Consider the following 18477-nt stretch of genomic DNA (forward strand, 5'->3'; position numbering starts at 1 on the left):
TTTATGCATTGGCTTCAGGGCATGTTCGCTGTGATTTGGGGTGCGAAAATGCCCGGTGGGTGTGGAGCTTAACCTTTGATTAACCGTCCGCTGGTTCGCGCGCTCGTCACGTCGGCTGCCCTCGCGGGTGCGGGCGTGCTGATAGCCGGCTGCAACAGCGACGACATCTCGCTGGCCAACAACGCCAAGGCCAACCAGCCGGTTCCGCCAAAACTGATCGCCGACATGACGGCGAAAGACATGGACCTGCAGTCGCCGATCCTGGTTCGCCTGTTCAAACAGGAAGCCGAACTGGAGATCTGGAAGCAGGACCGCTCCGGCCGTTTCGCGCTCCTGAAAACCTATCCGATCTGCCGCTGGTCCGGCGATCTCGGCCCCAAGGTCCGCGAGGGCGACCGCCAGGCGCCGGAAGGCTTCTATGCGATTTCGCCGGCGCAGATGAACCCGCAGTCGGCCTATTATCTCTCGTTCAACACCGGCTATCCGAACGCCTTCGACAAGGCGCTGGGGCGTACCGGCTCGCAGCTGATGGTGCATGGCGACTGCTCATCGCGCGGCTGCTACGCCATGACCGACGAGCAGATCGCGGAAATCTATTCGCTGGGCCGCGAATCCTTCTTCGGCGGCCAGAAGTCGTTCCAGTTGCAGGCCTACCCGTTCAAGATGACGCCGGCCAACATGGCCAAGCACCGCAACAATCCGAACATGCCGTTCTGGAAGATGATCAAGGAAGGCAATGATCATTTCGAGGTGACGCGGCAGGAGCCGAAGGTCGATTTCTGCGACAAGAAATACGTGTTCGATGCGGTCAAGGCGCCGGGTGCTACGCGCGATCCGGTGTTCGACGCCTCGGCCAAATGCCCGGCCTACGCGATCTCCGACGAAGTAGCCGACGCGGTGCGCGAGAAGCAGGCCACCGACCTCGCCGAGACCGCGCGGCTGATCGCCAAGGGAACACCGGTGGCGCGGATCAACACCGGCATCGACGGCGGCATGCACCGGGTATTCGCGGCGCGCGTACCCGAAGGCAACACCGGTCTTTCGGAGCCCGGAGATGCCTCGACCCTGTCGCTGATGGCTCGCGCTCCCGGCACCATCCCCTCCCACGTGAATCCGCCGAGAGCTCCGTCCGAAAACCTGCTGATGGGTCCACCGGAACAGCCGAAACTGGCCGCAGCGCCGGCGGCCGCCCCTGCCCCTTCCGCAGCACCGACGCGGGTCGCCAATGCAGCGCCGGCAGCTCAGGATGACGGATTCTTCTCCAGTCTCGCCCGCAAGGTCGGCCTCGGCGGCGCGGCTGACGCTACCGCAAGCACGCCGCCTTCGAAGCCGAAGGTGATCGAGGCCAAGCAAACAGCGCCCCGTCCCGAGGCGTCGGCGCCGAAGAGCACGCCGCCAAAGCATGACAGCAAACAGGCCGCCGCCCGTCCGCCGCTGAGAGCCTCCGTGTCGGATAACCCGGCCCCCGCCGCCAAGGACAATCAGGTCGCCGGCTCCGCGCCGATCGTGCCGCCGAACTCATTCGACAGCCGCTTCGGCGCGATGAAGTAAGCAGCGCGACGCGCTTTACGCAGACTCCAGAACAACAAGAGCCGTCATGTGCCGCGAAAGCGGCATCCGCTATTGGCGACGGTGAATTTACCGCGACAGCGCGGTGTACTCGTTCATCTGCTTCCGCGGATGATGACGCCTGATCCGTTACGCGACTCAACGACGCTTCTTCATTGTCCCGCTGCGCTTCGCTGCGCCCCAAACTTTTGCGTGTGTCATCGGTGCTTGTCTCAGGCTGGCCTGCTGGTACCAGAGTGCTTTACCGCTGAGGCATGATTTCTTCCGCATGGTGTGAAATTAATATAGCCTGAAGACAGGCCGCCAGCGGGCAGTGCCGAAGGCCCGTCGGAGTATTAGCGGCATCGTGCCCACGGCGAGGCTAAAGTCCTTCATCTCCAGGTTTTGGGCCGGTTCGTTTTTCATTTGAGCCGGAAGAGAGGCTAACGCCTCATCGATCAAACACGCCCCAACAGGAGGACATCATGCATTTTTGTATGACAGCGCAATACACGCCAAAATCTCTCAACAGCATCCTGGAAAATCCCAAGACCAATCGCTACGAAGCAGCAAAGAAGCTGATTGAAGCTGCCGGTGGCAAATTGATCTCAATGTATAGCACTGCTGCCGACGGGCCCGGCGTTCTCGTCATCTTCGATGTGCCCGATCCCAACTCGGCACCGGCGATATCCGGCATTGCGGTCGCAGCCGGCGCCGTCCACAACATAACCCTCACGCGCCTGTGGACGCAGGATGAAATTGCGCAAGTTCGGCAAAAGGCCGCCCAGCTTCGGGGCTCGTACACGCCGCCCGGTGGTTAAATGGTCGGCGACGGCTCTGGCCACTGTGCCTGCAGCTGTCGAACACGGTGTTAAAACATTGGCGGCAGGCGATGACCTGCCGCCAATGTCGTGAGGAAGACACGAACGTTATTGAAATCTGTGCCTACGCGTACTTCCCGTGGCAGTGCTTGTACTTCTTGCCGCTGCCGCAGGGGCAATCCTCGTTACGGCCGACCTTGCCCCAGCTTGCGGGATTCTTGGGATCGCGATCGGCGGCAATGGTCTCGGGCACCAGCGAGGCGCTGGCGAAGGCCATCTCGTCTTCGCCGGTGTTGGGATCGAACTTGTGCGCTTCCATCGCCGGCAGCACCGGCTGCTGTTCTTCCGGCGGCACGATCTCGACGCGCATCAGTTGCGCCGTCACTGCCTCGCGCAGATGCGCGGTCATTGCCTCATACAGGCTGAAGGCTTCCGACTTGTATTCCTGCAACGGATCGCGCTGGCCGTAGCCGCGCAGGCCGATCACCTGACGCAGGTGATCAAGCATGATCAGGTGCTCGCGCCAGAGGTGATCCAGCGTCTGCAGCAGAATGGTCTTCTCGACGTAGCGCATCACGTCGGGGCCCCACTGCGCCACCTTGGCCGCCATGTGTTCGTCGACGCGCTGCTCGATCCGCGTCAGCAATTCCTCGTCGGCAATGCCCTCCTCCTTGGCCCATTCCTCGACCGGCAGGTCGACGTCGAGCACGCGCTTCAGTTCTTCCTTGAGGCCCGCCACATCCCACTGCTCGGCATAGGCGTGTTCCGGCACATGCTTGACGACGATGTCGTCAATGAAGTCATGACGCATGTCCGCAACCATTTCGGCCACGCTGTCGCTCTTCATCAGCTCGACGCGCTGATCGAAGATCACCTTGCGCTGGTCGTTCTGGACGTTGTCGAACTTCAGCAGGTTCTTGCGGATGTCGAAGTTGCGGGCTTCGACCTTCTGCTGCGCCTTTTCCAGCGCCTTGTTGATCCAGGGATGGATGATGGCCTCGCCCTCTTTCAGGCCGAGCCGCTGCAGCATGCTGTCGAGCCGGTCGGACCCGAAGATCCGCATCAGATCGTCTTCCAGCGACAGGAAGAATTTTGAGCGGCCGGGATCGCCCTGACGACCGGAACGGCCGCGCAACTGGTTGTCGATGCGGCGGGATTCATGCCGCTCCGAGCCCATGATGTAGAGCCCGCCGGGCTTGGTCACGGTCTTGGCCGGCTTGCTGCCTTTGGCGGGCTCGATCTCGACCACGTCCTCGGCCTTCAGCACGATCTCGCGGAAGCGTTCGATGTCAGCCTTGATCTGTTCGATCTTTTTGGCCTTCTCGGCCTCGTCGGTGATGTCAGCGGTCTCCTGCTGGATCCGCATCTCGAGCGAGCCGCCGAGTTTGATGTCGGTACCGCGGCCGGCCATGTTGGTCGCGATCGTGATCGCGCCGGGGACGCCGGCTTCGGCGACGATATAGGCTTCCTGTTCGTGGAAGCGCGCGTTCAGCACCGCAAACAATTTTGCTGGCTTGCCCGCGCGCGCCGCGGCGTAGAGCTTCTCCATTCCGGATTCCGCGCCGAAATCGATCTGCTTGTAGCCGTGCTTCTTCAGATACTCGGCGAGTACTTCCGACTTTTCGATCGAGGCGGTGCCGACCAGCACCGGCTGCAGCCGCTTGTTGGCGCGTTCGATCTCGGCCAGGATCGCGGCGTATTTCTCGTTCTGGGTGCGGTAAACCTCATCGTCCTCGTCGAGACGCGCGACCGCCACATTGGTCGGGATTTCCACGACCTCGAGCTTGTAGATGTCGAACAGTTCGTCGGCCTCGGTCAGCGCCGTACCGGTCATGCCGGCGAGCTTTTCGTACATCCGGAAATAGTTCTGGAACGTGATCGAGGCCAGCGTCTGGTTTTCCGGCTGGACCTGGACGTGCTCCTTGGCTTCCAGCGCCTGGTGCAGGCCCTCGGAATAACGGCGGCCCTGCATCATGCGGCCGGTGAATTCGTCGATGATGATGACTTCGCCGTCGCGAACGATGTAGTCCTTGTCGCGGTTGAAGAGTGTATGCGCGCGCAGCGCCTGATTGACGTGGTGCACGACCGAGACGTTCTCGACGTCGTAGAGCGAGTCGCCCTTGAGCTGGCCGGCATCGCGAAGCAGGTTTTCGAGCTTCTCCATGCCGGCTTCGGTCAGCGTCACCGTGCGCTGCTTCTCGTCGACGTCGTAATCGGTCTTGTCGAGCTTGGGGAAGAAGGTGTCGATGGTATTGTAGAATTCCGAGCGGTCGTCGAGCGGACCGGAGATGATCAGCGGCGTGCGCGCCTCGTCGATCAGGATCGAGTCGACTTCGTCGACGATGGCGTAGAAATGGCCGCGCTGGACCATGTCCTCCAGCCGGTACTTCATGTTGTCGCGCAGATAGTCGAAACCGTATTCGTTGTTGGTGCCGTAGGTGATGTCGCGCGAATAGGCTTCCTTGCGCTCGGCGTCGTCGAGGCCGTGGACGATCACGCCGACGGTCAGGCCGAGGAATTGGTAGATCTGGCCCATCCATTCGCTGTCGCGGCGGGCGAGATAATCGTTGACGGTGACGACATGGACGCCCTTGCCGGCCAGCGCGTTGAGATAGACCGCGAGCGTGGCCACCAGCGTCTTGCCTTCGCCGGTCTTCATCTCGGCGATGTCGCCCTCGTGCAGCACCATGCCGCCGATCAGCTGGACGTCGAAATGCCGTTGGCCGAGGGTCCGCTTGGCGGCCTCGCGCACGGTGGCGAAGGCTGGAACCAGGATGTCGTCGAGCGTCTTGCCGTCGGCGAGCTGCTGGCGGAATTCGGCGGTGCGGGCTTTCAGCGCCTCGTCGGACAGCGCAGCGAGGTCGGGCTCAAGCGCATTGATCGCGTTGACGCGGGACTGATATCCCTTCACCCGCCGGTCGTTGGCGGAGCCGAAAAACTTGCGGGCGAGCGCGCCGATCATGCCAATTCCTGCCTTTGCCGTTACTTGCGTTGCAAGCCGTGACGTGGTCCACCAAGTTGCTTATCAACTCACCGTGACGCGTCGCGGCAAATACCCCGTTCCGGGGCGTCATCCGCCTAATGAGTGGGAATTAAGCAATCCAAGGTTCAACGGCAAAAAACGCAGCAAAATAAGCGCTATCGCCGCCGTACGATCCGGCACAGATATGGCTGGGTTGGGGCCTTGTCAACGTGGGTCCATCTGTCAAGGAATTCATCATTTTGACAGACTTTTCGCGTTGCCAAGGCCGCATGATTGGGCGAGTGTCCCGCCGCCTTTGCCGCCCCCTTCTTCAAGACAAGGATTTTCCATGACCACCTCGTTCCCGGAAACGAAAACCGGCCTGCGCTTCGGCCTCGCCTCCCTGGCCGCAACGGCCTGTCTGGCTGCGATTCTGGCCGCCAGCCTGCCGGTTCGTGCCCAGGACAACCCCGTTCTCGCCAAGGTTAACGGTGTTGAGATCCGCCAGAGCGACGTCGCAATCGCGGAAGAGGAACTCGGCCCCAGCCTCGCGCAAATGGACCCGGCGACCAAGAAGGACAATGTGCTGGCCTTCCTGATCGACCTGAAAATCGTCGCCAAGGCCGCCGAGGACAAGAAGGTCGAGAACTCCGAAGACTTTAAGAGGCGCCTGGCGTTCGCGCGCAGCCGTCTTCTGATGGACAGCCTGCTCGCCACCGAGGGCAAGGCTGCGACCACCGATGAGGCCATGAAGAAGGTCTATGAGGAGGCCTCCAAGCAGATCACCGGCGAAATGGAAGTTCGCGCCCGGCACATCCTGGTCGAGACCGAGGACGAGGCCAAGGCGATCGCGGAAGAGCTGAAGAAGGGCGGCGACTTCGCCGAGCTGGCGAAGAAGAAGTCCAAGGACCCCGGCGCCTCCGACGGCGGCGATCTCGGCTTCTTCACCAAGGAACAGATGGTGCCGGAATTCTCCGCCGTTGCGTTCACGCTCGAACCCGGCAAGATCTCCGACCCCGTGAAGTCGCAATTCGGCTGGCACATCATCAAGGTCGAGGAAAAGCGCGCCCGCAAGGCGCCCGACTTCGAGCAGGTCAAGGCCCAGATCGAGACCTATGTGACGCGCAAGGCCCAGGCCGAATACGTCGCCAAGCTGCGCGAAGCCGCCAAGGTCGAGCGCATGGACAAGCCGGCGGAAGCCGCCAAGACCGAGGCCCCAAAGCCCGCGGATTCCAAGATGGCACCGGCGAAGAAGTAAGAAATCGCTGTCCCTTCTGCGCGACCGATAGTATTGACCATCGTCATGGCCGGGCCGAAGCGCCCGGCCGTTCCATGTCCGGGGACTGGTTGGCAGGCCCTGAGGACGTCGATGCCGGCGCAGGTCCGGCTATGGTTGATCTGGTCGAAGAAGGTGCCCGCATGTCCACCACCATTTCCCCCCTCGCCCCGACCGATGTCCCCGAGATGCCCGCGATTGCGGGCGTGAAGCTCGCCACCGCCGCCGCCGGCATCCGCTACAAGGGACGTACCGACGTGCTGCTCGCCGTCATGGACAAGGGCACCACGGTTGCCGGCGTCTTCACCAAATCGAAATGCCCGTCCGCTCCCGTTGAATGGTGCCGCGCCAAGCTCGGCCGGGGACAGGCCCGCGCGCTGGTGGTGAATTCCGGCAACGCCAACGCGTTCACCGGCAAGACCGGCAAGCAGTCGACGGCGCTGACCGCGCAAACCGCAGCGAAGGCAGTCGGCTGCACCGCCGGCGACGTGTTCCTCGCCTCCACCGGCGTGATCGGCGAGCCGCTCGACGCCACCAAATTCGACGGCGTACTGGCGACGTTGGCCGAAGCGGCCACGCCCGACCACTGGATGGCCGCTGCCAAGGCCATCATGACCACCGATACCTTCCCGAAGGTCGCGACCGCCACGGTGAAGCTCGGCAAGGCCAAAGTGACCATCAACGGCATGGCCAAGGGCGCCGGCATGATCATGCCCGATATGGCGACCATGCTGTCCTTTGTGTTCACCGACGCGCCGCTGTCGTCGGCCGTGCTGCAGTCGCTGCTCAAGAGCGGCGTCGAGGACACCTTCAATGCCGTCACCATCGACAGCGACACCTCGACATCGGACACCCTGCTCGCCTTTGCGACCGGCACCGCCGCCGCCCACGGCGCGCCGAAGATCAGCCGCGCCAGCGATCCGCGCCTGAAGGCGTTCGCCAAGGCCTTCCACGAGGTGCTGGCCAATCTCGCCGAACAGGTGGCCCGCGACGGCGAAGGCGCGCGCAAGCTCGTCGAGGTGATCGTCGAAGGCGCGACCACCAAGGCCTCGGCGCGCCGAATCGCGATGTCGATCGCGAATTCGCCGCTGGTGAAGACGGCGATCGCCGGCGAGGACGCCAATTGGGGCCGCGTGGTGATGGCGGTCGGCAAGGCCGGGGAGCCCGCCAACCGCGACAAGCTTTCGATCTCGTTCAACGGCATTCGCGTCGCAAAGAGCGGCGCGCGCGATCCGTCCTACAACGAGGCCGAGGTTTCCGAGGTGATGAAAAACCCGAAGATCCAGATCAAGGTAGCCCTCGGCCTCGGCAAGGGCCGCGACCGCGTGCTGACCTGCGACCTCACCAAGGAATATGTCGCGATCAATGGCGATTACCGGTCGTGAGCGAGACAGTGGCGCATGGCTGACATCAAGCTCACTCTCGTCGTCGCCTGCGCCCTCGTCGATGCCGACAAGCGTGTGCTGATCGCGCAGCGCCCGGAAGGCAAGGCGCTCGCTGGGCTCTGGGAATTTCCCGGCGGCAAGGTCGAGCCCGGCGAACGGCCGGAGCAGACCCTGATCCGCGAACTGCATGAGGAGATCGGGATCGACGTCAGCGAGCCGTGCCTGGCGCCGCTGACGTTTGCGAGCTACGCCTATGACAGCTTCCATTTGCTGATGCCGCTCTACATCTGCCGGCGCTGGGAGGGCATGGTGATCGCGCGCGAGGGCCAGCAACTGGCCTGGGTCCGCGCCAACAAGCTACGCGATTACCCGATGCCGCCCGCGGACATTCCGCTGATCCCGCATTTGATCGATTTGTTGATGTGAGCGGGCTCGTGCCCCGAATGCGGGCGAGCATGCCCGGCCCACCGTTGAATCGGTTCATCGTGGGTGCGAAGCACGATCATCTCGCCTCCCGGAGGCAGCGCATTGCTTCTTGGGTGGTACACGCAGGGCCACGACACAAAATCGCGAAAACAACCCCATGCAAAGTAGAATGGGACCCCGCTCGCGACTTTCGCTGACGGGAATTGCGCATCAATCGCGCTTCGCCTTCTTCACCGCCGCTTCCAGGCTCGCTGTCGCCGAGCCCGGCTTCAACGGCTGCTGCTGGCTTTCATGCGGCGCCCAGCCGGACAGCCAAATCACATCAAAGGTTGCGCGGATGCGACCATCGGGATCGGCAAAACGTTCGCCGTAAATCCGCGCCATTCGCAACATGGTGGCGCGGCGGGTCGGCGTCCGCCGCCGCTCGATCAGGATATTGGTCGCGCCCATCCGCCTGAGATCGGCCATCAGCGAAAACGCGCTGTCATAGCGCACCACGACGCGATCGACGTCGGTGACCGGCAGCGCAAGACCGGCGCGCTGCAACAGGCCGCCGATATCGCGCAAATCCGCGAACGGCGCGACACGCGGCGATACCCCGCCCTCGCATTCGGCTTCCGCGGCGGCAAAGGATTGCCTGAGCTCCGTCAGCGTATCGCCGCCGATCATTGCCGCCAGCAACAAGCCATCGGGCCTCAACGCGCGGCGGATCTGCGCCAGCACACCGGGGAGATCGTTGACGAACTGGAATGCGAGCGCCGAGACGGCGAGGTCGATCGACGCTGGCTGCAAGCGCAGCGTTTCCGATTGATCGGGATCGATGCGGGTGATCGATTGGAAGCGATCGGCGATGGGCTTTCGCAGCAATTCGCCCGGCGTCCAGATATCGGCGACATCGGCAAAATTCCGCATCACCGCCTGCAGCCGCTCCTCCATGTCCGCCCTGACGCGATCAAGCAGGAACGCCACCGGCCCGGCACGCCGCGCGCGTTCCATCCGCGCGCGCAAGAGCGCGCGGTCGAACAGAACGGGTGCGGCGATCGGGTTCGAAACCATGCCGGTTGGTACGCTGGCTCCCCTGTCTCTGGCAATCCTGCGCTTGAGCACAATGCCTACCAGCGCTAGCCTCGCCCGATGGACGCCGAGGCATCGCCACCACGCTCCATCTCCAGCCACCTGCGCGGCGCGTTGAGCGCCTGCCGCGACGCATTCGCGCATCTGCCAAAGCTCGCGCTCGACATCGCGCTGCCGACGCTGTGCGTTTCCTGCCGCGAGCCGGTCGATGGCGAGGGCGTGTGCGCGGCATGCTGGGCCAAACTGTCGTTCATCGCACCGCCGTTCTGTCCGCGGCTCGGCATCCCCTTTGTCTACGATCCCGGTCCGGAATTGCTGTCGATGGAGGCGATCGCCAGCCCGCCGGCCTACCAGCGCGCCCGAGCCGCGGTGCGCTATGACGACGTTGCCCGCACGCTGGTTCATTCGCTGAAATACCAGGACCGCACCGATCTGGCGCCGGCGATGGGCCGCTGGATGGCCCGCGCGGGTAAGGAATTGCTCGATGAGGCCGACGTGCTGGTGCCGGTTCCCCTGCACTGGCGGCGCGGCTGGAGCCGACGCTACAACCAGTCCGGGGCGCTGGCGCGGGTGATTTCGCGCCAAAGCGGCGTCAAACTGGCCACCGAGGCGCTCCAGCGCATCCGCCCGACCCAGCAGCAGATCGGGCTGTCCCGACCGCAGCGCGCCAGCAATGTGCAGGGCGCCTTCAAGGTCGCTCCCGATCGCATGGCTGATATCCAGGGCCGCCGTGTCATCCTGATCGACGATGTTCTGACCTCGGGCGCCACAACGGACGCCTGCGCCCGGGCGCTATTGCGCGCCAAGGCCGCGCAGGTCGACGTGCTGGTATTCGCGCGGGTTGTGGACAGCCACCGGGCTCCCATATAATTCAAAGACTTGCCAAATCAGAGCGCGCCATGACTGCCATTGAAATCTACACCCGCCCGGGCTGCGGCTATTGCACCGCGGCCAAATCGCTGCTGACGCGCAAGAATGCCGCGTTCACCGAATTGAATGTGGCGACCGATCCGGCCTATCGCGAGCAGATGTACGATCGCGCCGGCCACGGCTCGACCTTCCCTCAGATCTTCATCGGCACAACCCATGTCGGCGGCTGTGACGAGCTTTACGCGCTGGATCGCGCGGGCAAGCTCGATGGCCTGCTGGCAGGAGAAAAGGCCTCCTCATGAGCGCTGGCTCGACCTTTACCGCTGCCATGGTGCAGATGCGCACCGGGCTATTGCCCGAGCCGAGCCTCGAGCAGGGCATCAAGCTGATTCGCGAAGCCGCAGCGCAAGGCGCCGATTACGTGCTCACCCCGGAGGTGAGCAACATGATGCAACTGAACCGCAAGGCGCTGTTCGAGCATCTCGCGTCCGAGGAAGACGATCTCTCGCTGAAAGCCTATCGCGCACTCGCCGCGGAATTGAAGATCCATCTCCATATCGGCTCGCTGGCGCTGCGCTTTTCGCCGGAGCGCGCCGTCAACCGCTCGTTCCTGATCGGGCCTGACGGAAATGTGCTCGCCAGCTACGACAAGATCCATATGTTCGATATCGATCTGCCCGGCGGCGAGAGCTATCGCGAATCCACCAATTACCAGCCGGGCGAGACCGCCGTGATATCCGACCTGCCGTGGGGCCGCATCGGTCTGACGATCTGCTACGACGTGCGCTTTCCGGCGCTCTATCGCGCGCTGGCCGAGGCCGGCGCGTCGTTCCTCACGGTGCCGTCAGCCTTCACCAGAAAGACCGGCGAAGCGCATTGGCATACGCTGCTCCGCGCCCGCGCCATCGAGAACGGCTGTTTCGTGTTTGCCGCGGCACAGGCCGGCATGCATGAGAACAAGCGCGAGACGTTTGGCCATTCGCTGATCATCGCGCCATGGGGCGAAATCCTCGCCGAGGGTGGCGTCGAGCCCGGCGTGTTCCTCGCCGAGATCGATACATCCAAGGTCGAGACGGCGCGGAAAGCCGTGCCGTCGCTGCAGCATGGCAGGCGCTTCGGCATCGCCGACCCCAAGGCTGGCCCCGAGCATCTGCATCTCGTCCGGGGTTCGGCATGATCCGGTACAACCTTCGCTGCGAGAAGGGCCATGCGTTCGAAAGCTGGTTTCAAAGCTCTGCGGCCTATGAGAGCCAGGAAAAACGCAGGCTGGTGAGCTGCCCTGCCTGCGGTTCGGTCAAGGTCGAGCGCGCCATCATGGCCCCGCAGATCGTGAGCAAGAAGGGCCGCGAGGCCGCCTCGCCTGCGCCAGCCGCGCCTGCGGAAGCAACGGCGTCATCGGAATCGACGCCGCTCCTGATGGCCCAGGAGCGCGAGCTGCGCGCCAAGCTCAAGGAATTGCGCGATCACATCGTGAAAAATGCCGACAATGTCGGCGATCGCTTCCCCAACGAGGCGCGCAAGATGCACTACGGCGATATCGAGCATCGCCCGATCTACGGCGAGGCCTCGCCGGACGAGGCGCGCGCGCTGATCGACGAAGGCGTCGAGGTTTCCCCGCTGCCGGTGCTGCCGGACGACCGGAATTGATGCGGCGGTTCCGTAGATTCCTAGGGTGGGCAAAGCGAAGCGTGCCCACCACTTCTCAATGATCGCTTGTAACTAAAATGGTGGGCACGGCGCTTACGCGCCTTTGCCCGCCCTACGATTCCCGAATCAAGCCGCCACCAGCAGCGCAACGCCCGCCACGATCAGCACGATGCCGGACAATTCACGCGCCGATAGCGGCTGCTTGAACGAATAATACGCCACGGCCTGCGCGAACAGCACCTCGACCAGCGCCAGCGTGCGCACATTGGCGGCCGCCGTCAGCGCAAATGCCAGAAACCAGAATTGCGAGGCGAATGCGCCCATGAAGCCCGCGAGCATCGAGGGCCGCCACAGCGTCAAAATCTTCTTGAGCACGTCCGGTGCGCGAAACAGGAGATAGACCGTCAGTACCAGCGTCTGCACGAACAGGCCGAACACCAGCATATAGGACGCCGCCGTGACGAAGGAGACGCCGGGCACCACGATAACAGCGCCGCGAAAGCCGACCGCCGAAAGCGCAAAGCCCGCCGCGGCGACCAGACCGATGATGGTCGGCTTCAACTCCGCAAAGCCCTTTTCGCCGCCCGGCCGCAGCGCCGTGATGACCACGCCGACGGTCGCGATCACGATCGCGACCACTTTCAGCAGCGTCAAATGATCGCCGAGAAAGATGAAGCCGAAGATCGCGGTCTGGATCGCCTCGGTTTTGAGATACGCCGTCGTCACGACGAAGGAGCGGTCGTTCATCGCAAGCAGCATCAGACCGGTAGCAACGATCTGACTGAGCGCGCCGAGCAACAACCACGGCCAGAACACCGCCGTCGGCCACGGTACAGGGTCGCCGGTCACCGCCACGACGACCGCAAAGAAGATGATCGAGAACGGAAAGCCGAACAGAAAGCGGATATTGGTCGCGCCCCAGGTCCCGAGCGGCCCCGTCAACGAGCGCTGCATCGCATTGCGGGCGACCTGGCCCAGCGCGGCGATGATGGTGAAGGGAATCCAGAGGGAGGCGACGGAGAGCATCGGAAATACCGGCAGGAAGCTGCCGCACCGTGCCGGGCGGCACGGATGCGGTCAACCGGAGCTGCGTCATGACAGGATTGCGCGTGCACCACAAACCCGCCGTCGCAGGACGACGGATGGCCTCTACACTCCCTCGGCCACCACCATGTAGTTCACGTCCATGTCGGACGAGATGCTCCATCGGTCGGCGAGCGGGTTATAGACCACGCCGGCCTGTTCGGTGATGGTGAACCGGTTGCTGGCGAGATGCTGCGCGAGTTCGTCGGGCGTGACGAACTTGTCCCACTGATGGGTACCGCGCGGCAGCCAGCGCAGCACATATTCGGCGCCGACGATCGCGAGCGCAAAGCTCTTCCAGTTGCGGTTCAGCGTCGAGACCACCATCAACCCGCCCGGCTTGACCATCGCCGCGCAGCGGGAAAGGAACGCGCCGACATCGGTGACATGCTCGATTACTTCCATCGCCAGCACGATGTCGAAGCGCTCGCGCACGTCCATCGCCTCGACGGTGGTACAGCGATAGTCGATCGACAGATGTCCCTTGTCGGCATGCAGCCTGGCGGCGGCGATGTTGGTCGCGGACGGATCGATCCCGATCACTTGCGCGCCCAGCCGCGTGAACGGCTCGCACAGCAGACCTGCGCCGCAGCCGATATCGAGGATGCGCAGGCCCGACAGGCAACTCAGGCTCCTGGCGTTGCGATCGAACTTGCGGCAGGCGGCGTCGCGGATATAGGCGAGCCGCAGCGGATTGATCTTGTGCAGCGGGGCCATCTTGCCTTTGGGGTCCCACCACTCGTCCGACAATTTTGAAAACTTTGCGACTTCGGCCGGGTCAACGGTCGAGCCCGTAGCGGAGAAGCCGCCGGCGGAGGAATTTTGCTGCATGGCCATAATTTAAGTGCCAACCGGTCGAGTCGTGATGGCATTACGAAACGCCAGCGGCGACGCAATGGTGGAAATGGTTTCCTTGCCCTCGCCGACACCCATGATCGTGACGTTGCCGTAGTTCATGATGCGGCCAAGAATGCTCTGATCGACGTCGACGCTCTCGACCTTGTCGAGGCTCATCTCGAAGGTGCGCCGCTTGATGAAGCCCGTCTTGTGGACGATCCGCATGTTGGTGACGTCGGTCTCTGTGGTCCAGCGATGGAACCAGGCGGTCGCCGTCCAGTACAGGGCGGCGAGCCCGACGCCCGCGGCGAACGCCAGGCAGACCAGCATCAGAGCGTCGGTGCCGACCATGCGCGACAGCACCAGGAAAACGATCGCAATGATCCAGGCCCCAATGGCCGGCAGGTAGAACATCCAGTGCGCGTTGGTCGAATACAGCACCGTCTCGCCGGGTTGCAGGATTTCGTCGATATACCGGCCCATACGCCTGCCCTGAATTAACCCGCTACTACAGCCATTTGCGCCATTTTGGGCCGAAAACAAAGCTGGTTGCTTGCTCCGGACCGCGCCGCTATGTATACGCCGCTTTCGGCCCGGGCGCTCCACTTTCCGTGCGGGTCACCTTACTTATCCTCACAGGGAATGCACGCGTCGTCATGGGCCGCCTCGTGATGAAATTCGGCGGTACGTCCGTCGCCAATATCGACCGAATCCGCAACGTCGCGCGTCACGTCAAGCGCGAAGTCGACGCCGGACACGATGTCGCTGTCGTCGTGTCGGCCATGGCCGGCAAGACCAACGAGCTGGTGGACTGGTGCCGCGACGCCTCGCCGCTGCATGATGCGCGCGAATATGACGCCGTGGTGGCGTCCGGCGAACAGGTGACCTCGGGCCTGCTCGCGATCGTGCTGCAGGGCATGGGCATCCAGGCCCGCTCCTGGCAGGGCTGGCAGATCCCGATCAAGACCTCCGACGCCCACGCCTCGGCGCGGATTCTCGAGATCGATGGCACCGAGATCATCAACCGTTTCGGGGATCGCCAGGAAGTCGCCGTCATTGCCGGCTTCCAGGGCATCAACCCGCAGACCAACCGAATCACCACGCTCGGGCGCGGCGGCTCGGACACCTCGGCGGTGGCCATTGCGGCCGCAATCCGCGCCGACCGCTGCGACATCTATACTGATGTGGACGGCGTCTACACCACCGATCCGCGGGTGGTTCCCAAGGCGCGGCGGCTCGACAAGATCGCCTTCGAGGACATGCTGGAACTGGCCTCGCTGGGCGCCAAGGTCCTGCAGGTGCGCTCGGTGGAACTCGGCATGGTGTACAACATGCCCGTGTTCGTCCGTTCCAGCTTCGACAAGCCCGGGGATATCGACCCGCACGGCACGCCACCGGGTACGCTGATCTGCAGCGAGGAGGAAATCATGGAAAACCACGTCGTCACCGGCATCGCCTTCTCCAAGGACGAAGCCCAGATTTCGCTGCGCCAGATCGAGGACAAGCCGGGCGTTGCCGCCGCGATCTTCGGGCCGCTGGCGGACGCCAACATCAATGTCGACATGATCGTCCAGAACGTCTCCGAGGACGGCAAGACCACCGACCTCACCTTCACCGTTCCGGCCTCCGACTATAACCGCGCCCGCGACACCATTACCTCGTCGAAGGGCAAGATCGGCTATATCAGGCTCGACAGCGCCACCGATGTGTCCAAGGTCTCCGTGATCGGCAGCGGCATGCGCAGCCATGCCGGCGTCGCGGCGAAGGCGTTCAAGGCGCTATCCGAGCGCAACATCAACATCCGCGCCATTACCACCTCCGAGATCAAGTTTTCGGTGCTGATCGACGCTGCCTACACCGAACTTGCGGTGCGCACGCTGCACACGCTCTACGGGCTCGACCAGACTTAGAACGATTTTCTCTCAAATTCAGCGCATGGTCTGATCGCCAAACCGGCGGCGGTTTGGCGGATCATGCGCTTCGCTGGCGCAGCATCGGCTCTGACACACACGTTATTGGTTCTGGCAGGCGTTTTGCTTGGCAAAGCAAGCCTCGATTGGCTATACGGCCTGTGAGGTGGGTTGCCGCAAACTGCGCCACGGTTTTGGCGATCCCGATTCGGCCGGGATCAGGTGCCTGCGACCGCGCCGAATGAATAAAATTGTTGTTTTTCGTGCGTTTCACGCCAGCCGCCGGCCGCCCGGCGGCCTGGACTCGCGGGGGAGGATACCAGCACATGCGGAGCGCGTCGGGAGGCCCCCGCGTCTTGTTGAGACGGCTCCGCGAAACCATGGCGGAGCAGGTCTCGGCCCAGGAACGCCTGGACAAGATCGTGGTGCTGATCGCGGCCAACATGGTGGCCGAGGTCTGCTCCTGTTACGTGCTGCGCATCGATAACACGCTCGAACTTTACGCCACCGAAGGTCTGAACCGCGACGCGGTGCACCGGACGGTGCTGAACGCGCATGAGGGCCTCGTCGGCCTGGTCGCCAGCGAGGCGAGCCCGCTCAACCTCTCGGACGCGCAAAACCACCCGGCGTTCTCGTTCCGGCCTGAAACCGGCGAAGAAATCTACCATTCGTTCCTCGGCGTGCCGATCCTGCGGGCCGGCAACACGCTCGGCGTGCTGGTCGTTCAGAACCGCGCCAAGCGCACCTATGTCGAGGAAGAGGTCGAGGCGCTGCAAACCACCGCCATGGTGCTGGCGGAAATGATCGCCTCCGGCGAACTGGCGGCGCTGGCACAGCCCGGTGCGGAACCGGCGGCGCGGCATTCCCTGCACAAGACCGGCGCGATCCTCTCCGACGGCATCGCGCTCGGCCATGTCGTGCTGCACGAGCCGCGCGTCGTCATCACCAACTACATCGCCGAAGACCTGCCGAAGGAAATCAAGAAGCTGGATGCTGCGCTGGCCAAGCTGCGCGCCGACCTCGACCGCATGCTGGAGCGCGGCGACGTCGCCGAGGGCGGCGAGCACCGCGACGTGCTGGAAGCCTACCGCATGTTCGCCAACGACCACGGCTGGTCGCACAAATTGCACGAGGCGGTCGCCACCGGCCTCACCGCGGAAGCCGCCGTCGAGCGCGTACAGTCGGACACCCGCGCCCGCATGCTGCGCTCGACCGATCCCTATTTGCGCGACCGCCTGCACGATCTGGAAGACCTCGGCCATCGCCTGATGCGGCAATTGGTGGGACAGGATCATGCGCCGTCGCGCGAGCAGCTTCCCGAAAACGCCATCCTGATCGCGCGCGCGATGGGACCGGCGGCGCTGCTCGACTACGATCGCAAGCGGCTGCGCGGCCTGGTGCTGGAGGAAGGCACCGCCAACTCCCATGTCTCGATCGTGGCGCGCGCGCTCGGCATTCCCGCCGTCGGCGAGGTGCCGAACGCCCCCGGCATCGCCGATCCCGGCGATGCCATCATCGTCGACGGCACTTCGGGCTCGATCTATGTCCGCCCCTCGGCCGAGATCGAATCGGCCTATGCCGAGCGGGTGCGGTTTCGCGCGCGGCGGCAGGCGCAGTATGCCGCGCTGCGCGACAAGCCCTGCGTCACCAAGGACGGCCAGGCCGTCGAACTGATGATCAATGCGGGCCTCGTGATCGACCTGCCGCATATCGACGATACCGGCAGCGCCGGCATCGGGCTGTTCCGCACCGAGTTGCAGTTCATGGTCGGCCAGAGCCTGCCGCGCAGCTCCGACCAGCTCGCGCTCTATCGCACGGTGCTCGACGCGGCGGGCACCAAGCCGGTCACGTTCCGCACGCTCGACATCGGCGGCGACAAGGCGCTGCCCTACATGGAGACCGTGATCGAGGAAAATCCCGCGCTCGGCTGGCGGGCGATCCGGCTCGGGCTGGACCGCCCGGGACTCTTGCGCGGTCAGATCCGCGCGCTGCTGCGGGCCGGCGGCGGCCGCGCCCTGAAGATCATGTTCCCGATGATATCGGAAGTCGCGGAGTTCGATCAGGCCAAGGCCATCGTCGAGCGCGAACTGACCTATTTGCGTCAGCACGGCCATGCCCTGCCGGAGCGCATCGACGTCGGCACCATGGTGGAAGTGCCGGCGCTGCTCTATCAGCTCGACGAACTCCTGAAGAAGGTCGATTTCGTCTCGGTCGGGTCGAACGACCTGTTCCAGTTCCTGTTCGCGGTCGATCGCGGCAACGCCAAGGTTTCCGAGCGGTTCGACACCATGTCCGCGCCGATCATGCGGGCGCTGCGCGACATCGTGCGCAAGGCCAATGCGGCCAAGAAAGCGGCCTCGCTATGCGGCGAGATGGCCTCAAAGCCGCTCGGCGCGCTGGCGCTGATCGCGCTCGGCTACCGCTCGCTGTCGTTGTCCGCCACCGCACATGGGCCGGTCAAGGCAATGATTCTCGATCTCGACGCCAAGAAGGCCGAGGCTGTCATCATGCCGCTACTCGATGCACCGGCCGGCAGCGTCTCGATCCGGCAGAAGCTGACGGAATTCGCGGAAGCCGAGGGGCTGTCGTTGTAGCGAGGCCCTGTCCCGACAACGCAGCCCTTCCGCATCCGCTCTCT

General features: G+C 63.8%; 16 protein-coding genes. 11 read left to right on the top strand and 5 right to left on the bottom strand.

Annotation, left to right across the window (positions count from 1 at the left end; genetic code table 11):
- Window positions 1-75: 75 nt before the first annotated feature.
- Together JQ624_RS00610 and JQ624_RS00615 are read left to right on the top strand one after the other, a co-directional pair.
- The gene (locus JQ624_RS00610) at window positions 76-1551 is read left to right on the top strand and encodes a L,D-transpeptidase family protein (protein WP_212416896.1); all 1476 of its coding nucleotides are present in this window, start codon (window positions 76-78) and stop codon (window positions 1549-1551) included.
- Window positions 1552-2033: 482 nt separating this feature from the next.
- The gene (locus JQ624_RS00615; protein ID WP_212416897.1) at window positions 2034-2369 is read left to right on the top strand and encodes a GYD domain-containing protein; all 336 of its coding nucleotides are present in this window, start codon (window positions 2034-2036) and stop codon (window positions 2367-2369) included.
- Between the two features lie 124 nt (window positions 2370-2493).
- Here the strand turns inward: JQ624_RS00615 and secA are convergent, their stop codons facing one another.
- Entirely contained in the window at window positions 2494-5331 is a 2838-nt protein-coding gene (gene secA / locus JQ624_RS00620) for a preprotein translocase subunit SecA (protein WP_212416898.1), read from the bottom strand.
- A gap of 349 nt (window positions 5332-5680) precedes the next feature.
- On the opposite strand from secA, the gene JQ624_RS00625 reads away from it, so the two are divergent.
- The 3 genes from JQ624_RS00625 (at window position 5681) to JQ624_RS00635 (ending at window position 8418) form a co-directional block, all read left to right on the top strand.
- Window positions 5681-6589 carry a peptidylprolyl isomerase gene (locus JQ624_RS00625; RefSeq protein ID WP_212416899.1) on the top strand — a complete coding sequence of 303 codons (909 nt, stop codon included), beginning with the start codon at window positions 5681-5683 and terminating at the stop codon, window positions 6587-6589.
- 161 nt (window positions 6590-6750) lie between these two features.
- Window positions 6751-7992 (top strand): bifunctional glutamate N-acetyltransferase/amino-acid acetyltransferase ArgJ, encoded by a 1242-nt coding sequence (gene argJ, locus JQ624_RS00630; RefSeq protein WP_212416900.1) that lies wholly within the window; start codon window positions 6751-6753, stop codon window positions 7990-7992.
- Window positions 7993-8007: 15 nt separating this feature from the next.
- Window positions 8008-8418: a (deoxy)nucleoside triphosphate pyrophosphohydrolase gene (locus JQ624_RS00635; protein ID WP_212416901.1), complete on the top strand. Its 411-nt coding sequence runs from the start codon at window positions 8008-8010 to the stop codon at window positions 8416-8418.
- Window positions 8419-8628: 210 nt separating this feature from the next.
- Here JQ624_RS00635 and JQ624_RS00640 read toward each other — a convergent pair whose 3' ends face one another.
- On the bottom strand, window positions 8629-9474 hold the full coding sequence (locus JQ624_RS00640; protein WP_212416902.1) for a methyltransferase domain-containing protein: 846 nt from the start codon (window positions 9472-9474) through the stop codon (window positions 8629-8631).
- A gap of 78 nt (window positions 9475-9552) precedes the next feature.
- Here JQ624_RS00640 and JQ624_RS00645 point away from each other — a divergent pair, with 78 nt between their 5' ends.
- Genes JQ624_RS00645 through JQ624_RS00660 form a run of 4 tightly spaced genes read left to right on the top strand, consistent with a single transcriptional unit; the run spans window position 9553 to window position 12009 of the window.
- Window positions 9553-10362: a ComF family protein gene (locus JQ624_RS00645; protein ID WP_212416903.1), complete on the top strand. Its 810-nt coding sequence runs from the start codon at window positions 9553-9555 to the stop codon at window positions 10360-10362.
- Between the two features lie 29 nt (window positions 10363-10391).
- Window positions 10392-10664 carry a glutaredoxin 3 gene (gene grxC / locus JQ624_RS00650; RefSeq protein WP_212416904.1) on the top strand — a complete coding sequence of 91 codons (273 nt, stop codon included), beginning with the start codon at window positions 10392-10394 and terminating at the stop codon, window positions 10662-10664.
- Window positions 10661-11539, top strand: coding sequence for a carbon-nitrogen hydrolase family protein (locus JQ624_RS00655; protein ID WP_212416905.1), 879 nt, complete (start codon window positions 10661-10663; stop codon window positions 11537-11539). Before grxC ends, JQ624_RS00655 begins: the two co-directional genes overlap by 4 nt.
- Entirely contained in the window at window positions 11536-12009 is a 474-nt protein-coding gene (locus JQ624_RS00660) for a DUF1178 family protein (protein ID WP_212416906.1), read from the top strand. Before JQ624_RS00655 ends, JQ624_RS00660 begins: the two co-directional genes overlap by 4 nt.
- Window positions 12010-12135: 126 nt before the next feature.
- Here the strand turns inward: JQ624_RS00660 and JQ624_RS00665 are convergent, their stop codons facing one another.
- The 3 genes from JQ624_RS00665 to JQ624_RS00675 all read right to left on the bottom strand — a co-directional run bounded on the left by JQ624_RS00665 (window position 12136) and on the right by JQ624_RS00675 (window position 14412).
- Window positions 12136-13035 carry a DMT family transporter gene (locus JQ624_RS00665; protein ID WP_212416907.1) on the bottom strand — a complete coding sequence of 300 codons (900 nt, stop codon included), beginning with the start codon at window positions 13033-13035 and terminating at the stop codon, window positions 12136-12138.
- A gap of 123 nt (window positions 13036-13158) precedes the next feature.
- Complete coding sequence (ubiG, locus tag JQ624_RS00670; RefSeq protein ID WP_212416908.1) at window positions 13159-13929, bottom strand: bifunctional 2-polyprenyl-6-hydroxyphenol methylase/3-demethylubiquinol 3-O-methyltransferase UbiG; 771 nt, start codon at window positions 13927-13929, stop codon at window positions 13159-13161.
- A 3-nt stretch (window positions 13930-13932) separates the two neighbouring features.
- On the bottom strand, window positions 13933-14412 hold the full coding sequence (locus JQ624_RS00675; RefSeq protein WP_212416909.1) for a PH domain-containing protein: 480 nt from the start codon (window positions 14410-14412) through the stop codon (window positions 13933-13935).
- A 173-nt stretch (window positions 14413-14585) separates the two neighbouring features.
- Here JQ624_RS00675 and JQ624_RS00680 point away from each other — a divergent pair, with 173 nt between their 5' ends.
- Both JQ624_RS00680 and ptsP read left to right on the top strand, forming a co-directional pair.
- Window positions 14586-15839, top strand: a complete 1254-nt coding sequence (locus tag JQ624_RS00680) for an aspartate kinase (RefSeq protein WP_212416910.1) — start codon at window positions 14586-14588, stop codon at window positions 15837-15839.
- Between the two features lie 326 nt (window positions 15840-16165).
- Entirely contained in the window at window positions 16166-18433 is a 2268-nt protein-coding gene (gene ptsP / locus JQ624_RS00685) for a phosphoenolpyruvate--protein phosphotransferase (RefSeq protein ID WP_212416911.1), read from the top strand.
- Window positions 18434-18477 lie beyond the last annotated feature (44 nt).

Origin of the sequence: Bradyrhizobium sp. AUGA SZCCT0283 (assembly GCF_018130385.1) — a bacterium.
Lineage (GTDB): Bacteria > Pseudomonadota > Alphaproteobacteria > Rhizobiales > Xanthobacteraceae > Bradyrhizobium.